The sequence below is a fragment of the Pantoea sp. CTOTU50773 genome, from assembly GCF_032082325.1.
Classification (GTDB): Bacteria; Pseudomonadota; Gammaproteobacteria; order Enterobacterales; family Enterobacteriaceae; genus Pantoea; species Pantoea communis.
On sequence record NZ_DAMDQC010000022.1, the window covers coordinates 1 to 21,095 of the forward strand.

The 21,095-nt window shown below is 44.2% G+C and carries 16 protein-coding genes; all 16 read right to left on the reverse strand.

Features of this window, described 5'->3' with window-relative positions; all coding sequences use genetic code 11:
• A partial coding sequence (locus tag RT340_RS05605) for an NAD(P)-binding domain-containing protein (protein WP_313374669.1) occupies positions 1-422 on the reverse strand: 422 nt, incomplete at its 3' end.
• Between the two features lie 128 nt (positions 423-550).
• Complete coding sequence (locus tag RT340_RS05610; RefSeq protein WP_249221818.1) at positions 551-1,672, reverse strand: glycosyltransferase family 4 protein; 1,122 nt, start codon at positions 1,670-1,672, stop codon at positions 551-553.
• Positions 1,669-2,832: a glycosyltransferase family 4 protein gene (locus tag RT340_RS05615; protein WP_211729777.1), complete on the reverse strand. Its 1,164-nt coding sequence runs from the start codon at positions 2,830-2,832 to the stop codon at positions 1,669-1,671. The genes RT340_RS05610 and RT340_RS05615 overlap by 4 nt, the downstream gene beginning before the upstream one ends.
• Positions 2,808-3,710 carry a GDP-mannose 4,6-dehydratase gene (locus RT340_RS05620; RefSeq protein ID WP_313374673.1) on the reverse strand — a complete coding sequence of 301 codons (903 nt, stop codon included), beginning with the start codon at positions 3,708-3,710 and terminating at the stop codon, positions 2,808-2,810. Before RT340_RS05620 ends, RT340_RS05615 begins: the two co-directional genes overlap by 25 nt.
• A gap of 1 nt (position 3,711) precedes the next feature.
• Positions 3,712-4,746: a GDP-mannose 4,6-dehydratase gene (gene gmd / locus RT340_RS05625; RefSeq protein ID WP_211729779.1), complete on the reverse strand. Its 1,035-nt coding sequence runs from the start codon at positions 4,744-4,746 to the stop codon at positions 3,712-3,714.
• Positions 4,747-4,773: 27 nt separating this feature from the next.
• On the reverse strand, positions 4,774-7,284 hold the full coding sequence (locus RT340_RS05630) for a glycosyltransferase family 1 protein (protein ID WP_313374677.1): 2,511 nt from the start codon (positions 7,282-7,284) through the stop codon (positions 4,774-4,776).
• A gap of 30 nt (positions 7,285-7,314) precedes the next feature.
• Positions 7,315-9,504 carry a methyltransferase domain-containing protein gene (locus RT340_RS05635; protein ID WP_313374679.1) on the reverse strand — a complete coding sequence of 730 codons (2,190 nt, stop codon included), beginning with the start codon at positions 9,502-9,504 and terminating at the stop codon, positions 7,315-7,317.
• Positions 9,505-9,513: 9 nt separating this feature from the next.
• Positions 9,514-10,812: an ABC transporter ATP-binding protein gene (locus RT340_RS05640; protein WP_211728211.1), complete on the reverse strand. Its 1,299-nt coding sequence runs from the start codon at positions 10,810-10,812 to the stop codon at positions 9,514-9,516.
• Positions 10,809-11,606: an ABC transporter permease gene (locus RT340_RS05645; protein ID WP_211728212.1), complete on the reverse strand. Its 798-nt coding sequence runs from the start codon at positions 11,604-11,606 to the stop codon at positions 10,809-10,811. The genes RT340_RS05640 and RT340_RS05645 overlap by 4 nt, the downstream gene beginning before the upstream one ends.
• Before the next feature lie 3 nt (positions 11,607-11,609).
• A complete protein-coding gene (gene cpsG, locus RT340_RS05650) occupies positions 11,610-12,986 on the reverse strand; it encodes a phosphomannomutase CpsG (protein WP_211728213.1) in 1,377 nt (458 codons plus the stop codon).
• A 14-nt stretch (positions 12,987-13,000) separates the two neighbouring features.
• Positions 13,001-14,416, reverse strand: coding sequence for a mannose-1-phosphate guanylyltransferase/mannose-6-phosphate isomerase (locus RT340_RS05655; protein WP_313374683.1), 1,416 nt, complete (start codon positions 14,414-14,416; stop codon positions 13,001-13,003).
• A 531-nt stretch (positions 14,417-14,947) separates the two neighbouring features.
• On the reverse strand, positions 14,948-15,961 hold the full coding sequence (gene galE / locus RT340_RS05660) for a UDP-glucose 4-epimerase GalE (protein ID WP_313374685.1): 1,014 nt from the start codon (positions 15,959-15,961) through the stop codon (positions 14,948-14,950).
• A gap of 44 nt (positions 15,962-16,005) precedes the next feature.
• On the reverse strand, positions 16,006-16,899 hold the full coding sequence (gene galF / locus RT340_RS05665; protein WP_313374687.1) for a UTP--glucose-1-phosphate uridylyltransferase GalF: 894 nt from the start codon (positions 16,897-16,899) through the stop codon (positions 16,006-16,008).
• Positions 16,900-17,209: 310 nt separating this feature from the next.
• Complete coding sequence (locus RT340_RS05670; RefSeq protein WP_045832317.1) at positions 17,210-18,550, reverse strand: MOP flippase family protein; 1,341 nt, start codon at positions 18,548-18,550, stop codon at positions 17,210-17,212.
• The gene (locus tag RT340_RS05675; RefSeq protein ID WP_034824779.1) at positions 18,547-19,770 is read right to left on the reverse strand and encodes a glycosyltransferase; all 1,224 of its coding nucleotides are present in this window, start codon (positions 19,768-19,770) and stop codon (positions 18,547-18,549) included. Before RT340_RS05675 ends, RT340_RS05670 begins: the two co-directional genes overlap by 4 nt.
• Positions 19,771-19,773: 3 nt before the next feature.
• Entirely contained in the window at positions 19,774-21,036 is a 1,263-nt protein-coding gene (wcaK, locus tag RT340_RS05680) for a colanic acid biosynthesis pyruvyl transferase WcaK (RefSeq protein WP_034824781.1), read from the reverse strand.
• Between the last annotated feature and the right edge of the window lie 59 nt (positions 21,037-21,095).

The window sequence follows — 21,095 nt, forward strand, 5'->3', positions numbered from 1 at the left end:
ATGATGGAAGGACCTTTCAATGCACCCTCTTCACCGCCGGAAACGCCGGTACCGATGAAGTTGAAGCCTTGGTCTGACAGTTCTTTGTTGCGACGAATGGTATCTTTATAGAAGGTGTTACCGCCATCGATCAGAATGTCGCCTTTATCAAGATGCGGAGTCAGAGAAGCGATAGTTTTATCAGTCGCCTCACCAGCCTGCACCATCAGCAGAATACGGCGTGGTTTTTCCAGCGATTCAACGAACTCTTCAACGGTGTAAAAAGGAGCAAGTTTCTTGCCCTGGTTCTCCGCGATGACTTCATCAGTCTTCTCGCGAGAACGGTTGAAGATAGAAACAGTGTAACCGCGGCTCTCAATGTTAAGAGCCAGATTACGGCCCATCACTGCCATACCTACAACGCCGATCTGTTGCTTGGACATTACATACTCCTGTCTGAGGTCTCACATAGTGTTACTGGTAACACCATTCTATAAGTGACCGATATGTTAACTCAGGATTACCGATAAAGGGTAATGATTGGTGCGATACTTGAATTAAAGTTATTTCTTTAAAAATCAGATTGTAACAACGATTTATAGAGTTCCGTATAACTTTCAATCATCTTGTCGGCCGTGAAAAGCGCCTCAAAGCGCGCCAGCGCAGCGGCACCGTAAGTCATGGCCATGTCAGGATTTTGCCATATTTGATCCATTGCCTTTCTTAATGCCACAGGGTTGGACGGAGGGACGACTAATCCGGTGACACGATCAATATTGATAAAGGTTGTTCCGGTTCCAATCTCGCTTGAGATTAGCGGTTTTGAATAGAGTGCGCCCTCTAGCAAAGATATGCCGAACGCTTCGGAACGTAAATGTGACGGAAAAACCAGACAGGTACATAACTGCAGCAAGGCAGACTTTTCACTGTCCTCCAGCGCACCCAAGAAGTAGATATTGTCCACGCCAAGTTGCTGCGCTTGGGCTTTCAGCTCAGCCTCAATAGGACCTGCACCCACGACGACGATGGGATAAAGGCTATTTTTTGCCGCCTCGATTAAGATATGCAGGCCTTTGTAATAACGAAATGTTCCAATGAATAGGAAGAAGCCATCCGGAAATTTTGCATGCCATTTTTGCAAAACGGTAGGATCGTTATTTTGATAAAACTGCTTATCAAGACCGTAAGGAATAACCTCAACTTTCTCTTTAAACTGCTGTAATATCGGGCTGCTTTCAACATAGTTTGGGGATGCGGCAACAATCCGATCAACACTAGAAAGAAAACGATTCATTAATGGAGTATAGAGTTTCAGCAACACCTTCTGCTTAACGATATCAGAATGGTAACTCACTACTGATGGCTTTTTTATGCCTGCAGCGAAATGCATAAAGTCCATAAATGGATAGGGGAAATGGTAATGGATAATGTCTGCATCATGAGCAAGTTCCCTGAATTCCTGTATGGCTGAATAAGAGAATGGCGTTGAGGCAAACTCACATTGCGTTTTCACCCGATGAATTTGATGGTTATCCAATCTATCATTTTTCTTTTCAAATTCGGGGCTATGAGTAAAAACAACAGATTCAATACCAGATTTAAAACCACCTTCTGCGAGCTGATAAATAACCTGTTCTATACCGCCAAAAGTATCAGGGTAGTAGGTTTTATAACAGTGTAGAACTTTAATCATATGTATTTTGCGACCTGCTCATAAGCTTCAATGGTTTTATCCGCACACAGTGACCATGAAAATTGCCGGGCACGCGCCAATCCCGAATCAATCATACGATGCTTTTCATCAGCGCTTTCAATCATCATATGGATGTAGGTCGTCAAAGCATCAATGTCGCCAGGTTCATGCATTAATGCTGCATCTCCAGCCACTTCGGGAAGCGAGGTTGCATTTGAGCAAATTACAGGCGTTCCTGATGCCATTGCTTCAAGTACCGGTAAGCCGAATCCTTCATAAATTGAAGGGAATACAAAAGTCGTCGCAGCACTGAATAAACTTGGTAGATCCTTACCCGGAACAAAACCTAAATATTTTAACCACCCTTCTCTCTCACCCTTATCGAAAAGTCTAAAGAGTTGCTCATTTCCCCAACCTTTATAACCACTAATTACCAGCGGGAAAGCAGACTTTTCAGTAGCGGGCAACCGGTCATAAGCCTTTAATAACGTCAAAATATTTTTTCTTGGTTCAATAGTGCCCGTATAAAGAAAGAAACGTCGCCATTTCAGATTATATTTCTCAAGTACGTATTTGGTATCGGCTTCATCTCGGGGACGGAACTGAACATTGCAAGCAAGAGGGGCTACGGCAATTTTATTATCTTCGATACCAAAGAAATCTTTTAACTCATTCTTTGTGTAATAAGAATCAGTGATCAACATTGATGCGCGCGAAACAGTATTTCTTAACTCTTTTTGCATAAGATGAACACGACCAGCAGGATGAAACTGTGGCCAGTGGAATACCGAAAGATCATGAAAAGTGGCGACGCAGTGGTTCACACGAGGAGGCAAATAATAGTTCGGGCTATGAAATATGTGATTTTTATAATTTCTTAACGCCATCATTTTCATCAGCGGAAAAGTCAGGCGATATATATCGCTTACGATTTTACTTTTTTTTAAGTTGCGTTTGAGAGTTTGTACCGATTCAGCAGACTCACTCGCGACTGCAAGTGAGTCACGAGTCACTGTACCATGGAGAAATGTCAGTGCAACATTTTCTCTTTCCTGAATCTGTTTAGCAAGCTCAAACGCATAACGGCCAATACCGGTCAAAGGGTATTTAATACAGTCCGTAGAGTAAACGACGTTTATTGCTTTGCTTCCAGCATCCATTTCAGGGTATCTCTAAGAGGGATTTTAGACGTAGTCTCACCAACTATGCTACGAAGCAAAGTGATATCGCCACAAAGTTCTTTTATTTCATTAGGCCGAACAAAATCAGGATTAACTTCAATCTTAATATCATGGCCTGTTAATGATTCACAAAGATCAATAACTTCTCTTAAAGAGTGCATTTTACTTGAAGCAACATTGACAGTCTTACCAAATGAGCGGGAATGGAGTAACGCTGTATAAATTTTAACAACGTCTCGCACATCGGAAAAATCACGCCATACATCTATGTTGCCCAGTTCAATGACATCTTTTCTCTCACGAAAATGTTTGACGATTTTCGGAATCAGAAAATCTCCTGCCTGACCGGCACCAGTGTAATTGAATGGCCGGGTAATGATAACTGGCAATTTATCATAAAACAGACTGGTCATATACTCCATAGCAAGCTTGCTTACCGCATAGTCATTTGCAGGCCTGGCAGGAACCGACTCTGCTAATTTCCCCGGCGTGTTATTACCGTAGACATTAGCACTGCTGGCGATCAAAACTGCATCCGGCCTTTTTACTGATTCGCTAAGAGCCTGTAATAAGTTACGCGTACCACAAAGGTTCACATTATAGAATGCGTTGGGATCAGCATGACTAATAAAAGCTATCGCAGCAAGATGAACAATAACGTCTGGCTGAATACTGTCTATAGCATTTTTAACCTGTGCTGGATCGGTAAGATCAATCTGAAAATAACGTAAGGAATTTTGGGCGGGAGTTGAACCGAAACCATAAACTTCATATCCAGCAGCGGATAAATCCGCTGCCATATATTGGCCGGTAAAGCCCTTGATCCCAGTGATCAATGCTTTTTTGCCATTAGTCATATCAGAAGGAGAACCCTTGTTTATTGCGGCGTAAATCCTCTTCTACCATCATCGCGCACAACTCTTCGAGTGTGGTTTTTGGTTCCCAGCCCAGAATATTTTTCGCACGCTGTGGATTACCAATCAGTAATTCTACTTCAGCAGGACGATAGAACTTAGGATTGACCTTAACCACCACTTTATTAGTTGCGACATCGATTGCAACTTCCTGGTCATCTTTGCCTTCGAAGCGCAATTCAATGTCAGCCGCTTTGAACGCCATTGAAACGAAGTCACGGACTGTTTCAGTGCGATTGGTTGCGAGGACAAATGTATCTGGTTCATCAGCTTGCAGCATACGCCACATGCCTTCAACATATTCCTTAGCAAAGCCCCAGTCACGCTTGGCGTCCATGTTACCTAACTCGAGCACATCCAGCTTACCGAGCTTAATTTTGGCTACTGAATCTGTGATCTTACGGGTCACAAACTCCTGTCCACGCAGTGGTGATTCGTGGTTAAACAGAATCCCACTTGATGCGAAAATGTTGTAGCTCTCACGGTAGTTAATGGTCATCCAATGAGCATACAACTTTGCAACGCCATACGGGCTACGCGGATAGAAAGGTGTATCTTCTTTCTGCGGAATAGCCTGCACTTTACCAAACATCTCTGAAGTAGACGCCTGATAGAAGCGGATTTTAGGGTTAACGATGCGAATAGCTTCTAGCAGGTTTACCGGACCGATACCTGTAATTTCAGCAGTGGTCAATGGCTGGTCAAAAGAAACACCTACAAAGCTCTGAGCCGCAAGGTTGTAAACTTCGGTCGCTTTGCTTTCCTGAAGTAAACGTATGCTCGATGACAAATCTGTCAAATCATATTCGACCAGATGGAGGTTAGGGTTGTTTTTTAATCCTAACTCTTCAATTCGCCAGAAATTAACTGAGCTGGTACGACGGTAAGTGCCAAATACTTTGTAACCTTTTTCTAGCAATAACTCGGCTAAATAAGCGCCATCCTGACCAGTAATGCCTGTAATAACTGCCGTATTCATACTTACTCCTAATAACTATATCCAGTTTTATTTTACTAATGGAAGTTGTTGCAGTAATTGTACTGTACTTTCCTCCCATGTACACCAGTTAATATTCCTTGAATCAGGAATAGTGCCATTCCTTTCCATTTCCATCCAATCTTTAAGTGTTGAATAAACACAGTCAGGATCATTTCCGCTAAAATAAAATGCGTTGTCACCAGCAATCTCACGTAGCACAGGTATATCACGAGCGATGATTGGCAATTCTTGCTGAGCTGCCTCTATTATGGGTAATCCAAAACCCTCCGCATAGGACGCTACAATAAGCGCATTAGTCTCGGCATATAATTCTGAAAGAAAGTCGTCACCAATATTATTCAACCAATACAAATTCCGATCTTTTTGAATGTGATTTTCAATTCTTTCAATAAGATGATCTACTCCCCATCCCTTTTTTCCCACAATAACAAGATTACAAAATATACCATCATTCCATAATTTTTCAAAAGCAAGAAGAACCTGCTCATGTCCTTTACGGGGTTCAACAGTACTTACCATAAGAAAAGTAGGCTGTACTTTTAATTTTTCCAACAGTTCAATAGCATTATCTGGCCGGCAAATAGATGGTTTACTTGCAGAAATATCAGCACCTAAATGAAAATATTTCAATTCAAGATAAGGATTTCGAGCGATTGAATCTTTATGTTCATTTAAATAAGAGCCTACTTCTTGTGCGACACTATTTGATATACAAACGAGACCATCAGAATTTTCAGCAATCGATTTCAACCATACAGGAAACGCCGCACGAACATTCATATCTGTCCATTCAGGATGCAATAACGGAATTATGTCGTAAACCACATAGTAAACAAAAGCGCCACTCTTTCGAATTGTACTAATTTGATTATTTAAATATGGGAATAAATGTGCCGTCAAATCTAAACCAAGCAGTATATCATCTTTACTGAATAAAACAGGTTCATCACTACCGTAATCTATATCGTAGTTATGTTTCAAATAATCATTTGCATAATGAAATAGTTCTCCCATCTTACAATATATAGGTCTAATAACGTAACCATTGCATCCAGAGTTGATAAGATTTGATAAAACACTTCTGACAACTCGTTGTATTCCAGTTCGTGCATCATGCTGAACCAAAACAGAGATATCTATTAATAATTTACGCTCATGTGCCAGAAAGCTATTTTTGGCCAGAGCCCATGCTGTTCCTAAAACATCAACGTCATCAATTAGTTGAGAAGCACCATTATTTATTCTTTTTATGGATTGATTTAATGAATCATCAGTAATAACATCATCAGCTTTTAATATATTTAAACTTTTTTCAAAAGCATCTATCGCAGTTTGTGCCGAAATATCCCATGAAAACTTCATGGCTTGTTTTTGAGCATTATCAGTCAAAGCGAAACGAAATTTATCGTCAATCAGTGCCTTCTGCATTAAATTCGAAATGTCATTAACATCCCGTGGATCAAACATAGATTCCTGCCACCCCATAACTTCTGGCAGACTTGTAGTATTTGAAGCTATTGTTGCGGCTCCACATGACATAGCTTCAAGCGGCGGCAATCCAAACCCCTCGTGAATTGAGGGAAAAACAAAAAGCTTACAAATATTATATAGCGCAACAAGTTCATCATCAGGTATGAATCCAGTAAACGCTATATCTTCATCATGTAGGCCATGCTTACGCGCAATAGTGAGTAATCGCTCTTTGTCGTGTGGTTTTATTTGACAGGCCAACACAAGCGTATGACTATTTCTTACGTCTGCCTCAAGAAGGCTGAAAGCATGAATTAGTGCTTCAATATTTTTTCGTGGCTCCAATACGCCAATAGTCATTACAAAATCTTTATGAATATTATACTTCAGGCACAGATCTTTCTTTTCATCATCAGTAATGTTGATTTTTTTAAAATGAGAATCAACAGCAGATGAAATATTAGTAACTTTTTCCGGACAAATACCTGTGTTATTTTTAACTTCATTTGCAGCAGAACTAGAAATTGCAAGCAGCCCATCAGCACTTTCAAACTCAACGAGTTTATTCATGTAAAAATTTTTAAAATTCTCATCTGCAAGATATATGTCTTTGTTTAATAAAGGTATTAAATCATAAACGATTGAAAATTGTTTAGGTCCATTACTAACATCTGAAATTGACACTAAAAAATCATCTACGAACCCTTCACTAAAGCTGGTGTTGCAGACTACATCTGGTCTAATGTTCGCAATTGCCAAATCGCGACATATTTTAGCGACATTATTTCTGGCATGATTATTTTTATCGTGGTACGCCACTGGTCCAACTGCTGAGAAGATATAGATATTCTCTTCCGCAATAAGACCTCTAAATTCATTTCGAACAGAGTTTATAATATCTATGGGGTAAAGACCATTTAATAAAATGCTGACCTTGTGGCCCGAAGGATTACCTATTACAGCTTTAACCAGAGATAATGAATAACGCCCTATGCCACGAAGCCGACTTTCAGATTGGCAGCTTTGCATATCAAATAAAATGTGCAAAGTTATACTCCTTTAATATTAATTGGTATTTTAACGTTTTAACTTAGAGTAAATTTCTTTAACAAGAGCAGGCAACTGATTGTTATCGGCTTGAGAAACAATGACATCTTCATTAACGACTAATGTGTCATTTTTATTACCTATTTTTCTATACTTAACTTGCTGATGCAATTTGAATAAAAAATTATATAGTTTTAGCTTGGTTGCCAAAGACACAACTTTACTTTTTAAACGAGGTCTTTCATTGACATATGAAAGAGATTTCAATAAAGTTCGGTCAATTATTTTTTTAGACAATGAACTTATCGAATTATTACGGAAAGCCCTAACGTACCTTCCAGTTTTCCGCCAACCTTCTGTAATTCGCCATGAACTACTATGTGTCATTGCTTCTATGTGAGCATGCAGACGAGCGTTTTCATTTACCTGTACATCATGCTTATTCTGTAAATCTTGAATTATTGCTATTAAATCCTCTTCTGTAAGATGCTCAGTAAGGTTACCACTATTCTTAACCTGAGTTTCTTTTAACTCTATCAAAGTTTGTTCAAAGCTTTTTCTGAAGCTGTTAACACTTCCTATATTTTCATTGAATCTTGTTTCGAACTTTAACTCAAGAGTATTGATTAAATTTTCATAATTAATGATGAGATTTTCAATCTTCTGATTGTTTGATTTTAACTCGACTTCTAAATCCTGTAATTTTTTATCGATTGAACCTTCAAGGTGATTTTCAATCTGAGCTATTTTTGAGTCGTAAGCATTATATTCAACTAAGAGCTTATGGATGTAAGATTGATTATTCATCAATAATTTTTCCTGGGCTCTAATCCATTCATCAGTACCACCCAATTTATATTTAAGCTCAGGAAGTTCATTTATTTTATAAAAAAGATCAAGTAATAAACGGAAAGACCACTCCTGTACTGGTTTTCTCCAGAATTGATATAGCCAATTTTCATATCTGTCAGGAAGATTAAAAGGGCTTATTGATGCGGCACGTAACAATCCTTTAGAAATCTCATCAGGAATTAAAATCTCTTTAAGAAAAATATTGAATGCGAGAAATATATTATCAGGCCAAACACAATCCTTTTTTTCTTTAGAAATTGATCCATAATCAATCAAATTAACTGTGTTTTTTTCATCAATCAGAATGTTCCACAATCTTATATCATCATGGAAATATCCATTCTCTTCGAGTATGACTAGCTGCTCAAGTAACTTTTTGATTATCTTGTCTAAATTTATTTCTTTATATTTAACCAGAGCGTCAGAAAGAAGATCACCTTTGATACGCTCCATAACAACCCAGCCGTCATATTTACCTGTACCACTATTTATTAATTTTGGCGCTGAAAAACCGATCGGGGGGCAACTGAGAAACTCTATTTCCTGAACAAGTTCTTTCCTACTGCGATCTTTCTCAAATGAAGATAAGTTTGTTTTATTGAAATTGTAGAATTTGCAAACTATATCAGCATTGAAATAGTATCTTCGACTATTTTCATGAACTTCGATATCGGTGTTGTAAGGCACATTTGAAGAATATGTAAATTCCTGGCAATAATTATTCAGTATCAGATAATTATTGCTTACCACGTACATTGGTCTAATTACTAATGATAAGTGAGTTTGATATTCAGCAATAATTCTATAAAATTTGCAACTTTCAATTAATTCTTCAGGTTGCTCGGGGAGAGAGGGCCCCCAATAAAGTGGTTCCTCTTTCAACGCAAGTTCAAGTATTAATGCATGAACAGAGTCTGCCAATTTTGATAGTAAATTCCTGACTTTTTCAACGCCATGTTCATGGACTAAGTGGTGGAATACGCTTAAACCTATTACCAAATCATAATTTCTGGGCTCAATGTTATCAATAACATCTTCTATGCGCCCCGTATCGAATTCAACATTTAAGTTTTCGTTTTCTTCAGCTAGTTTACGGCAAACATCAATGTTTTTATCTAGAAAATCAATACCTTTAACTGTCGCTCCCTTATTTGCAAGACTCAGACTAAAGAAGCCCTGAGCACAACCGAGATCTAAAACTTTTAAGGGACGCCCTAATTTATTTGAGAGAGTTGTATAAACTTCATAAATAACATCAAGTCTCTCGTTACAATTACGAGAAACATTATCATCCCACTCAGGATGGCCGAAGATTGTTTGATAGACTTCAGGTAATGCTGTTATCAGGTCGTGTAGATTATTATTCATGCTTAAAACTTACCTTTTGTCATAGCTTTCGAAAGATGATTTAAGATCGATAATGCCCCAAAGTTTCATGGGTTTACTCACATGAATGATTATTGAATCATATCTTCGATCTAACGGAATCATTTCAAATTCAGGGTTACCTGACGAAACACCAAATGAAATTAAATATTGACCCTCATTCAAATTCATCGGAAATGTAAACCTGAATATTCTGACATCACCTTTTCTAACAGAAATATTTTCTTTTCCCTCAGAAGCTAAAAAGGAATTAGTACCATACAAAAAGAGGCCATCTAACGTTTTGATTAAGATTCCTGGAACAACATTATCATGATCATCTTCGAAAATGGTCTTGAAATATAAATCAGTTTCTTCATTGCTTATAATGTTTGAAGGGTAGCTTTTACCTTTAACCTGAATGTCATAATCTATTATTTTCGCCCCACCCTGTCCCCAGCGATATTCTTCTTGCCGGTATCCAGGTCGTGTATGAAAAATATCATTGTCGGATTCACTAATGAGACTGAGATTTATGGAGATATCGTCGTTAAGAGCTTCATTTTTTTCAATTAGTGACTTTCCAAAAAGCTCATCAAGATAGCGATTTGTCACTTCACGTGCAGATGCATCCAGAGCAATTTCGCCGTTTTTTAAGAAGATGGCACGATCACAATGTCTAACAATATCACCCGCGCTATGTGATACTAATAAAAGTGTTGTACCTTGTGACTTGAAATCTGCAATACGTGAATAACATTTTGCCTGAAACCTTGAATCGCCTACTGATAGAGCTTCATCAACAATTAATATATCCGGTCTCGAAGACGTAGCGACTGCAAAAGCTAGTCTCATTTGCATACCACTTGAATAAATGCGAACCGGTTGATCGATATAAGCACCTATATCAGCAAATTTTTCAATATCTGGCAACAAATCTGAAATTTCATCCCGACTTAGTCCCATCATCAAACCAGACATGAATACGTTCTGCCTGCCTGTAAAATCGGGGTGAAAACCCATTCCTAATTCAAGCAATGCTGCAACCCGTCCGGATATAGAAACAGTACCAAGTGTTGATTTGGTGGTGCCGGTTAACAACTTTAATAGCGTGCTTTTCCCAGCACCGTTAACACCCACAATCCCAACAGATTCACCTGGCGCTACATCAAATGAAATATTTTTCAGAACCCACTTTTTTTCATGGAGAGGTTTATTTTCAGGAAGAAATTTTTCAATCACCCGGCTCCATTTAGAAGAGTAAAACTTATATGCTTTTGATAGGTTTTTAACAGAAATACTTTTAGTCATAATTCATCCACAATATCAGCAGCATGTTTTCTAAACATGGCCCATCCCAATATAAATAAAGCAATTGAAATTATTGCCATTGGCCATAGAGTTACCCACTCCGGTGGTTGTTTATAAACAAAGATATTGTGGTAAGCTTTGATTATTGTTGCCATTGGATTATATACTAACGCACCCTGAACCCACTCAGGTAATGTGTTACTTACATAAACAATTGGCGTAAACCAAAACCAGAACTGTAATAAAATTGACGTTAGCTGCCCCACATCTCTCACGAATACATTCATTACACCTAAAATGATACCCACGCCAACTGTAAAAATCATTTGAAGGATTAGTACAGGCAACATGCTCAGAATTACTATCCCTGGAAAGTTGTCTGTTAAAACAAGAAATACCAAAAAGAGTGTGAATATAATTAGAAAATTTAGTATTGATGAGCACGTTACAATAATAGGAAGACATATACGTGGAAAACTTAACTTCTTAAGTATATTAGAATTGCTTAAAAAAACATTAATCAACCCGTTAAGTGTTTCTGCAAACAGCCCCCATGTTAAAACACCTGAGCATAGATAAATACTATATGCATAAGGTGATGACATATCCGAGAGCCTGGCACGCATAAGTTCAGAAAAAACTAATGTATAAACCGAAATCATGGCGACAGGTTGTAATACAAGCCATATCGCTCCCAGAAAACTGCTTTGATAGCGCGATTGGAAATCGCGCTTAATACTATCAAAAATAAATCCGCGGTAGCGATTTATTCCAGTTAATAAACCATTAATCATGCGTTATTCACCATTTAAAGCATCCATTAGCTCTGCAGTTTTTTCTTTCATCAATTTTGTACTTTCTACAGTTTCAACGTTAAGCCTTACGAGTGGCTCTGTATTCGATGTTCTCAAATTGAAGCGCCATGTTGAAAACTCCATACTGATCCCATCAGTCGTATCAACAGCAGCTCCCTGTTGAGTGTAGCGTTGCTTTATTTTCTCAATCTTTTCTTTAGCATTAGCGACTTTAGAGTTGATCTCACCACTGCATGGAAACGCCTTCATTCTTTCCGAAACCAGCCCGGATAGCGTCTCACCTTTCACCGCTAGTAGTTCCGCTACAAGTAACCACGGAATCATACCGCTGTCGCAATAGGCGAAATCTCGGAAATAGTGATGCGCGCTCATCTCGCCACCATAAACCGCATCTTCTTCGCGCATGCGCTCTTTGATAAAGGCATGACCGGTTTTAGACATTACCGGATTTCCACCCGCTTTAGTTACCACATCAATCGTGTTCCATGTCAGACGCGGATCATGAATGATTTTCGCACCTGACTCTTTCTTAAGGAACGCTTCGGCTAACAGACCAACGATGTAGTAACCTTCAATGAACTCAGCATTCTCATTAAACAGGAAACAGCGGTCAAAATCCCCGTCGAACGCGATACCCATATCTGCCTGGTGTTCACGCACTGCATCTGAAGTATCTTTGCGACATTCCGGTAAGAGCGGATTAGGAATACCGTTCGGGAAGTTCCCGTTTGCTTCATGATGCACTTTAATAAACGACACAGGCGCATTCGCCTGCTTAAAGCGTTTTTCAATTTCATCGATGATATGACCTGCAGCACCGTTACCTGAGTTGATCACAAGCTTCATCGGCTTAGTGAAATTATTCAGGTTGATGTAGCCCATCAGATGATCGACATAGGCGTCTAGCACAGAGATCTGTTTATAACTGCCGCGTTTATCCTCATCTATTGGAGCAAAATCATTGGCTTCTGCTAGTCGCTGAACGTCGCGCAGACCAGTGTCACCGCTTACCGGGCGCGCACCTTCTCTTACCAGTTTCATCCCGTTGTAGTTCATCGGATTATGGCTGGCCGTTACTTCAATACCGCCATCGATACCTAAATGAAATGTGGCAAAGTAGATTTCTTCTGTTCCGCTCATACCAATGTCCAGAACATGAGTACCCGCATCCCGCAGCCCATTTGCTAGTGCCAGCTTTAACGATTCGCTGGTCAGTCGGACATCACCGCCCACCACGATCGTTTTCGGGCGGATAAATTCGCCATAGGCGCGGCCAATGCGGTAGGCAATATCTTCGTTCAGTTCAGTGCCTAATTCGCCACGGATGTCATAAGCTTTAAAACAGGTCAGTGCTGCCATGATCGTGTCTGTCCTTACTTACTTGCAAACTGTTGTTTAATCAAAATGAGGTCGTCATCACCGAGGTATGAACCAGACTGGATTTCCAATAGCTCCAAAGGAATTTTGCCAGGGTTTTCCAACGTGTGCTGGTGACCAATAGGAATGAAGGTAGATTGGTTTTCGGTTAACAACAGGGTCTTATCCTGAATCGTCACCTTCGCGGTACCAGACAGAATCACCCAGTGTTCAGTGCGATGGTAATGCATCTGTAATTCGAAGGATTCACCCGGTTTCACCGTAATACGATTTACGTTAAAACGTCCGGTGTTAACGATAAGATCGCAACGTCCCCATGGCCAATAGGTTTCACGATGACGGCGATACTCACTACGACATTCTGCCTTCAGGAATTCGACGACACGTTTAACGTCCTGCACCTGATCTTTACGCGCGACTAGTACGGCATCTTTGGTGTTTACGATCACAAGATCTTCTACACCAATGGCTGCAACCAACTGGTCTTCACTGTTGATATAGCAATTTTTAGTGTTGTGCAGGAAAGTGTCGCCCTTCAGTGAGTTACCCGCAGCATCCTTCTCATTCACTTCCCACAGCGCTGACCATGAACCTACATCACTCCAACCCGCATCCAATGGTACAACCACAGCCGCGTCGGTTTGTTCCATTACTGCGTAATCTACGGATTCATCAGGACAAGCAATAAAATCTTCTTTATCAATACTGATGAAGTCGCTGCCTTCTTTCACGTTTGCCATTGCACGCTGACAGGCTTCAAGAATATCAGGGCGGAATTTTTCCAGCTCTTGCAGGTAACGTTTTGCGCGGAACATAAACATGCCGCTGTTCCAGTAATATTCACCAGATGCGAGGTAGTCTTCCGCTGTTTTTAGATTGGGTTTTTCGACAAAGCGTTGTACGCCGAATGGGGCGTTCAAATCATCCGAAATCTGGCTTCCACGATGGATATAACCGTAGCCTGTCTCAGGACCTGTCGGCACAATACCAAAGGTGACTAAATGGCCTTGCTTGGCATATTTAGTAGCTGTAGTAATCGCCTGATGGAATGCCGCACGATTTTCAATGACATGATCTGCAGCCAACACCAGCAGTACAGGGTCATCCCCCTGCTCAATCGCATTCAGCGCAGCGAGAGCAATGGCTGGGGCAGTATTACGGCCAACCGGTTCAAGGATGATGTTGTGAGAAAGCTTGTTGATTTGGCGAAGCTGTTCGGCGACCAGGAAGCGGTGCTCTTCGTTACAGATAACCAAAGGAGCGCGTGCTTCAACTCCGGTTAAGCGGTTGACGGTTTCCTGCAGCATTGAGTGCTGCCCATGCAAACTGATGAATTGCTTTGGATATAGTTCGCGTGAAAGGGGCCACAAACGACTGCCGGTTCCTCCGGCCATAATTACGGGAAGTAACATTCCTCAACCTCTAATGTGTCATTTAAAACTGCTTTATCAATTTAGAGCGGGTTATTTTTTCAACGCATTATAAAAAACAGCCACGCTACCGCCCTTGGCTTGTAGCAACCAATATGCTGTGTAACAAGTCAATTTTGTGTGCTCCGCCTCTCTTACATGAGACGGGTAATTATTCGTCAAGCCTCAGCCAACACCAAAGCCAGCACAAATAATACATTTTGTGCTGATGAAATAACATGGTTATCGTCTTATGCGATTGTTACTAACCTTTATGTCACGCAAGCGTTTCGCTTAAATCCAACCCATTGACCTGATTCAATATAGTTTCTTTTACTGGCAGTTAATGCTCGAATTTCCTTAATGGACAAACAAGGGTATATGGAGTTCGAACATTAATCATCGCTATGGGGGTTTAGGAATAATCTGTGTCTAAAATCACTCGATTGATTAAAAAATAGGCACCCATAATGTTAGATAATTTAGCCATAAAAAAACCCGGCAGATGCCGGGTTTTGATCAATTCATCGAGAGTTACTTAAACCCATCCGGATTCTTACTCTGCCAGTTCCACGTGTCGCGCATCATCGCATCGATCCCACGCGTTACCCGCCAGTCCAGCTCGGTGTTCGCCAGACTTGCATCCGCCCAGAACGCCGGCAGATCGCCATCACGACGCGGCTTAAACTCAAACGGAATCGCCTTACCAGAAGCCTTCTCGAACGCTTTAATCATTTCCAGCACCGAGAACCCTACCCCGCCGCCAAGATTATACGCCTTGTAACCGGAGACTTTCGGCAGATGATCCAGCGCCTTCAGGTGCCCTTCGGCCAAATCCACCACGTGGATATAGTCGCGCTGTGCGGTGCCGTCTGGCGTGTCGTAGTCATCACCAAACACGCCCAGCTTCTCCAGGCGACCAATCGCCACCTGCGCGATATACGGCAGCAGGTTATTAGGGATGCCGGTTGGGTCTTCACCAATCTCGCCAGACTCATGCGCGCCAACCGGGTTAAAGTAGCGCAGCGCGATGGCTTTGAAATTCGGGTCAGCTTTAGCGAAGTCGCGCATCACGAATTCGATCATCAACTTAGAGGTGCCGTACGGGCTGGTGGTGCCACCGATTGGCGTGGTTTCCACGTAAGGAACCGGTGCATCGGCGCCGTATACCGTCGCTGATGAGCTGAAAATGAAATTCCACACACCTGCAGCGCGCATCTCTTCCAGCAGCACCACAGTGCCTGCCACGTTGTTCTCGTAGTATTCCAGCGGCATGCGCGTGGATTCACCCACGGCTTTCAACGCCGCGAAGTGAATCACAGCAGAGATGTCGTTGGCCGCAAACAAGTCACGCAGGCACGCGCGATCGCGGATATCGCCTTCAACGAACACCGCTTTCTTGCCCGACAACTTCTCCACGCGATTGACGGCCTCGCGCGAAGCATTGCAAAGGTTATCCAGGACCACAACGTCGTCGCCGCGCTCTAACAGCGCCAGCACCGTATGGGAGCCGATGTACCCTGCTCCGCCCGTTACCAAAATAGCCATGTGTACTCCTTTAAACCGCGCAAGCGGCGCGGCATGAGAATGGATTATTTCGCCAGAATTTTCTGGATAGCTTCGCGGAAATCACGACCCTGAGAGTTGTTACGCAGACCGTAAGAAACGAATGCCTGCATGTAGCCCATTTTTTTACCACAGTCGAAGCTGGTACCGGTCAGCAATTGTGCATCAACCGGTTTCTTCTTGCTGAGTGACGCGATGGCATCGGTCAGCTGGATACGGCCCCATGCACCCGGCTCAGTTTTTTCCAGCTCTTGCCAGATGTCCGCAGACAGCACATAACGACCGACCGCAGTCAGGTCTGAGTCCAGCTGGCCCGCTTCTGGTTTTTCAACAATGTTGGTGATGGTGCTGATGTCGCCTGGGTTATCGATCGGCTGTTCAGTGGTCAGAACACCGTATTCGGTCAGGTCTTCGCCCGGCATGTGTTTCGCCAGCACCTGTGAGTGACCGGTTTCTTCGAAACGAGCCACCATCGCCGCGAGGTTATAACGCAGGTGGTCAGCGGTTGAGTCATCCAGCAGCACATCTGGCAGTACCACCACGAACGGGTTATCCCCGATCATCGGGCGTGCACACAGCACAGAGTGGCCGAGACCCAGTGGGTTCGCCTGACGCACGTTCATGATGGTTACGCCAGGAGGACAGATTGATTGCACTTCGCTCAGCAGCTGACGTTTTACGCGTGCTTCAAGCAGCGCTTCCAGCTCATAGGTGGTGTCGAAGTGGTTTTCCACTGCATTTTTGGAAGCATGGGTGACCAGCACAATCTCCTTGATGCCCGCCGCTACGCACTCGTCAACGATGTATTGAATCATCGGTTTATCGACGATTGGCAGCATCTCTTTCGGGATAGCTTTTGTTGCAGGGAGCATATGCATACCGAGACCCGCAACCGGGATTACTGCTTTAAGCTTGGTCATATTTATTCCATTTCATGAAGTGAATACGTGGGGTCGATTATGCAGGATCGGCCGGTGCAGCAAGTATAATCTTTATCTGAAAATCCGACACTAACTCTCTGTCACGACATCAAAAATCGCCAAAACGCCTGGCTGCCGCTTCGCCTGAGACACGGAAAATGAACCGGCTAAACTGCTGAAAAACAGTGGGAGATTGATGGAAAAAGCACTGGGGATAAGACCATTGATTTGCAGAATGGATGAGGGGGATTTTGGCGCGGGCACTCGCTCAAAGCTCATACCCGCGCTGATAGCGTCGTTATCCTAAAACTTACAGCCAGCCCTCAAACCATTCCGGCATCACGAACAGATTGAAGTGATTCACCAGCATCATCAGGCCGACAAACACCACCGACACCGAAACCCACTGGCGGGCATACGGCATAAAGCGGATACCAATCACAGGCTTGATAAAGAACGGATGGGCGAAAGCAGAAATCAGCACCTGCGAAATGGAGAGCGTCAACGCCACATACAGTACGTTCGGCCAGATGTAGGTTGTCGCCAGTACCACGACCACCACCAGACTCGCCACAATATTCCAGTAAAACTCGACGTTAGTCTTGCCGTTCGCCTGGGAAATCGCGCCGGTTAAGCCCCCCATCGGACGCAGCATGCCGAACAGCAGCATCAGCGGAATCAGATGGTAAACCTGCTCATGCGATGCGCCATACAGCACGCGTACGATGACCGGAGACAGAATGCCAATCGCCAGATACATCGCGCTGCTGAACAACATGATGACGAAGGTGCCTTTCAGGAACAGATTTTTCAGCTGCTCCGGATCGTGCTGCTTCTCGGCGAAACGCGGCAAGGCCAGACGGTTAATCACCGGCGATACCAGTTTCAGTGGCTGCAGAATCAACTCTTTTGCCAGCGAGTAGATCCCCAGCATCTCCGCGCCCATCACTTTACCCACAATCAGTGCATCCGCCTGGGTACGCAGTTGGTTGATGGTCTGAGAACCCAGCTGATAAATGCCGTAACGCACCGCGCTGATGAAGGTCGCCCCTTCAAACTCCCACGTCGGACGCCACGACTTCTCCCCGAAGTAGATCATGCACAGGATGCGCGTAAAGGCATTGATGAACAGCCCAAGGATGGCCGCCGCCACCGTGAGCGAAGTGAAGTAGAGCATCGCCACGGTACAGATGAACGCGAACAACTTGGTGGCCATCTCAATCTTCGCCAGCGTCACCATACGTTTGGATTTCACATAATGCGCCTGATACTGCGACAGATGTCCCAGCACGAGGAAGTTGAGGCTGGTGAGCATGATCAGCCCGGTCAATTCAGGCAGGTGATAGAACCACGCCACCGGGAAGGCAATTGCCAGCATAATCAAGCCGGTACACAAGCTGAGTGAGACGTTGACCCAATAAATCGTACTCTGCTGGCGGCGGTTGATGTCCTGGCGATGCACGATGTAGCTGCTCATCCCCATATCCTGCAACACCGTTGCCACCGCCAGAATGGCGTTGATAATGGCTAATAAACCCAACTCATGCGCTTCCAGTTTTCGCGCCAGAACGCTGAGCTGTAACACCTGCAGCAATGCCGCGAAGCAGGTACTGCCAAACAGCCAGACGGCCTGTTTTTTTAATCCGCTCACACCATGCGCTCCAGAATTTTAGCCAGCTCGCCATAAGCGATGTGCTGATTGAACTCGGTTTCCACTTTGTGTCGCGCAGCAGCCACGACCGGCGCGACATCGACATCACCGCGTGACAGACGCAGCAGCGTGTCAGCCAACTCTTCGGCATCGTTTTCGGAGACCAGCCAGCCGCTGACGTTGTTCTGAATCAGCTCCGGGATGCCGCTGTGATAGGTCGAAACCACTGGCAGCCCCACCGCCATCGCTTCCATCAACGCCACCGGAATGCCTTCCATGTCGCCATCGGCTGCGGTTTTCGACGGTAGCAGGAAGATATCAGCATCATTCAACGCCTGACGAATCTCCTCCTGCGGCTTGAAACCAGGCATAGTGACAAAGGCTTCCAGTCCGGCACGCGCGATGTGTTCACGCATCATGCCGTCCTGCTCACCGTTGCCGATGATGGTGAACTCGAACTGCCCACCGTTGTTGCGCAGAATTTCGCTGGCTTTTACCGCCACGTCTAAGCCCTTTTTCTCGGTCAAACGCGCGACCGAAACAATTCGCAGCGGCTGATGAAACGCCTCACGCGGCCTGAAGTTAAACTTCTCAGGCTCGATGCCCATGCGCGTCACGTGCACCTTCTCGCGTGGACAACCCATCTCAATCAGCTTGTTCTCCCACAAATGGCTGATGGGTAACATCAACTCGCTCTGTTTGAACAGGTTGACGTAATCGAGCTTGTGCTCTTCGAGAATGTGACGGCGCGAAATATCCGCGCCGTGGAACACCGTCGCCTGCTTGCCTTTCAGCACGCCGAGCTCACGCAGTTTGTTGGCCAGCGCACCGGCATAACCAAAGTGCACCAGAAACACATCCGCGGTGAAGGTTTGCTTCGCGTTAGCAACAATCGCGGGCAGCAGCAGCTTTTTCGCCTGCTGGCCGTAGCGGCCGACGTTGAGTGATTTAATTAACGCCGGCTTCGCGATTTTCGGCAGCATCAAACCAATGCGCTGCGTCAGCTTATCGAGATTCGAAACTTTCTCTTCCGGCAGTAAATAGTGAGTTTTCGCCGCCAGATTGTAATCATCGAACGCGGCGTGGCGATTGATCATATCGCCCGGAAACACGGAGATGATCTCCACGTCATAGCCTGCATCGATGAAATGCGTTACCTGATTGAGGACAAACGTCTCAGAGGCAACCGGAAAACGCATGGTGAAAAAGGTCAGCTTCATCACTTACCCCAGCACGTTGAGAATTTCTGCCGTAATGCGGTTACCAATTTCACGCTCCTGCGCCACCGCGGTATCCACTTTGCGCTTCACATTGTCGTAATCGGCCAGCACGGTTTGTACTTTGTCGATCAGCGAGCCATCCATCAGGCTTTGCACGTCGGTGGCCATCTGCGGCAGTCCAAGCTGCTTCATCACACCAAGCGATTTGTGCTCATAGTTGATGGCCACGGCTGGGGTACCGAAGTTCATGGAAATGATGGCGGAGTGCAGGCGGGTGCCAATAGTCAGGTGACAATGGCTTAGCAGGATGCCGAGCTCGAGGTCGTTGAACTCGTCCATGATGACATGGTAATGCTCGGGATTTTCGACGTGGTCGCGTAGCGTCAGCGCCACCATCCGGTCATCTTTGGCGTAGCTGTCGATGCCGGTACAGGTAGAGAAAGCCACCACCTGATAGCCTTCAGCAATCATCGCATTGATGACTTTCCCAAAGGCCGCTTCGTACTCTTTCTGCGTCACGCCGAGACGTTTATCGAACGGTGCCAGTTCACGCACGGTGATGGCGATGGTTTTACGCGCGCTGATGATGTTTTTCCAGTGCAGCAGGTTGTGGCTCGGATTCTCCACATCGCGTGCTTTCACCAGGAAGGCGGTATCGACGCCCTTCTTCACGCGGCTGGTGGTGACGCCGTCTTGTTTCAGGCGATCGAAGCTGACCTCTTCACGCAGCACCAGGCTGTCGACGCGATCAAACACGAAATTGGCCAGCGCATTCACGCGTGGGTTCTCAAAGGGTCCCACGGAGTGACCGACCATGTGCAGCGGCTTTTTCGCCATCAATGCACAGAGCGCGTGGTCAAACTGCGTCACACCATAAAGATCGACGAAGAAGGAACCGCCCACCTGAATGATGGCGTCATACTGTTCCAGACTTTTGGTGAACTGCGCCAGATGTGGCGGCACAGAGAACGATTTGTACAGGCCACCCTTGCCCAGATGCGCCATCATGATTTCGGGCATCAGGCGGTTGGCCACTTTACGTTTAACGCTGCCCACCAGCCCTTTCGCTGATTTGCTGTTATGCAGAAACAAGGAATCCTGCTGGATATCCTGTTGCAATAAGTACCCGGAGCTTGTTGGATAACGACTGATCACATCAATATCGAGGTCGCCACGCGCAGACTGCAAAGAGTCGATCAGTCCACGTAAAATCGCGCCATCCCCACGATTTCCACAGGTATGATTTCCCACCAATAAAATCTTCATAAACACTCCAGAAAAATTTTTTTAATTTTTTACAAGCCACGTCATTTCCTGCACGGGCA

What these genes read in the sequence shown, in the direction of transcription:
- RT340_RS05610 (WP_249221818.1), bottom strand. Translation starts at nt 1,672, where the DNA reads ATGATTAAAGTTCTACACTGTTATAAAACCTACTACCCTGATACTTTT.
- RT340_RS05615 (WP_211729777.1), bottom strand. Translation starts at nt 2,832, where the DNA reads ATGGATGCTGGAAGCAAAGCAATAAACGTCGTTTACTCTACGGACTGT.
- RT340_RS05620 (WP_313374673.1), bottom strand. Translation starts at nt 3,710, where the DNA reads ATGACTAATGGCAAAAAAGCATTGATCACTGGGATCAAGGGCTTTACC.
- gmd (WP_211729779.1), bottom strand. Translation starts at nt 4,746, where the DNA reads ATGAATACGGCAGTTATTACAGGCATTACTGGTCAGGATGGCGCTTAT.
- RT340_RS05635 (WP_313374679.1), bottom strand. Translation starts at nt 9,504, where the DNA reads ATGAATAATAATCTACACGACCTGATAACAGCATTACCTGAAGTCTAT.
- RT340_RS05640 (WP_211728211.1), bottom strand. Translation starts at nt 10,812, where the DNA reads ATGACTAAAAGTATTTCTGTTAAAAACCTATCAAAAGCATATAAGTTT.
- RT340_RS05645 (WP_211728212.1), bottom strand. Translation starts at nt 11,606, where the DNA reads ATGATTAATGGTTTATTAACTGGAATAAATCGCTACCGCGGATTTATT.
- cpsG (WP_211728213.1), bottom strand. Translation starts at nt 12,986, where the DNA reads ATGGCAGCACTGACCTGTTTTAAAGCTTATGACATCCGTGGCGAATTA.
- RT340_RS05655 (WP_313374683.1), bottom strand. Translation starts at nt 14,416, where the DNA reads ATGTTACTTCCCGTAATTATGGCCGGAGGAACCGGCAGTCGTTTGTGG.
- galE (WP_313374685.1), bottom strand. Translation starts at nt 15,961, where the DNA reads ATGGCTATTTTGGTAACGGGCGGAGCAGGGTACATCGGCTCCCATACG.
- galF (WP_313374687.1), bottom strand. Translation starts at nt 16,899, where the DNA reads ATGACCAAGCTTAAAGCAGTAATCCCGGTTGCGGGTCTCGGTATGCAT.
- RT340_RS05675 (WP_034824779.1), bottom strand. Translation starts at nt 19,770, where the DNA reads ATGAAGCTGACCTTTTTCACCATGCGTTTTCCGGTTGCCTCTGAGACG.
- wcaK (WP_034824781.1), bottom strand. Translation starts at nt 21,036, where the DNA reads ATGAAGATTTTATTGGTGGGAAATCATACCTGTGGAAATCGTGGGGAT.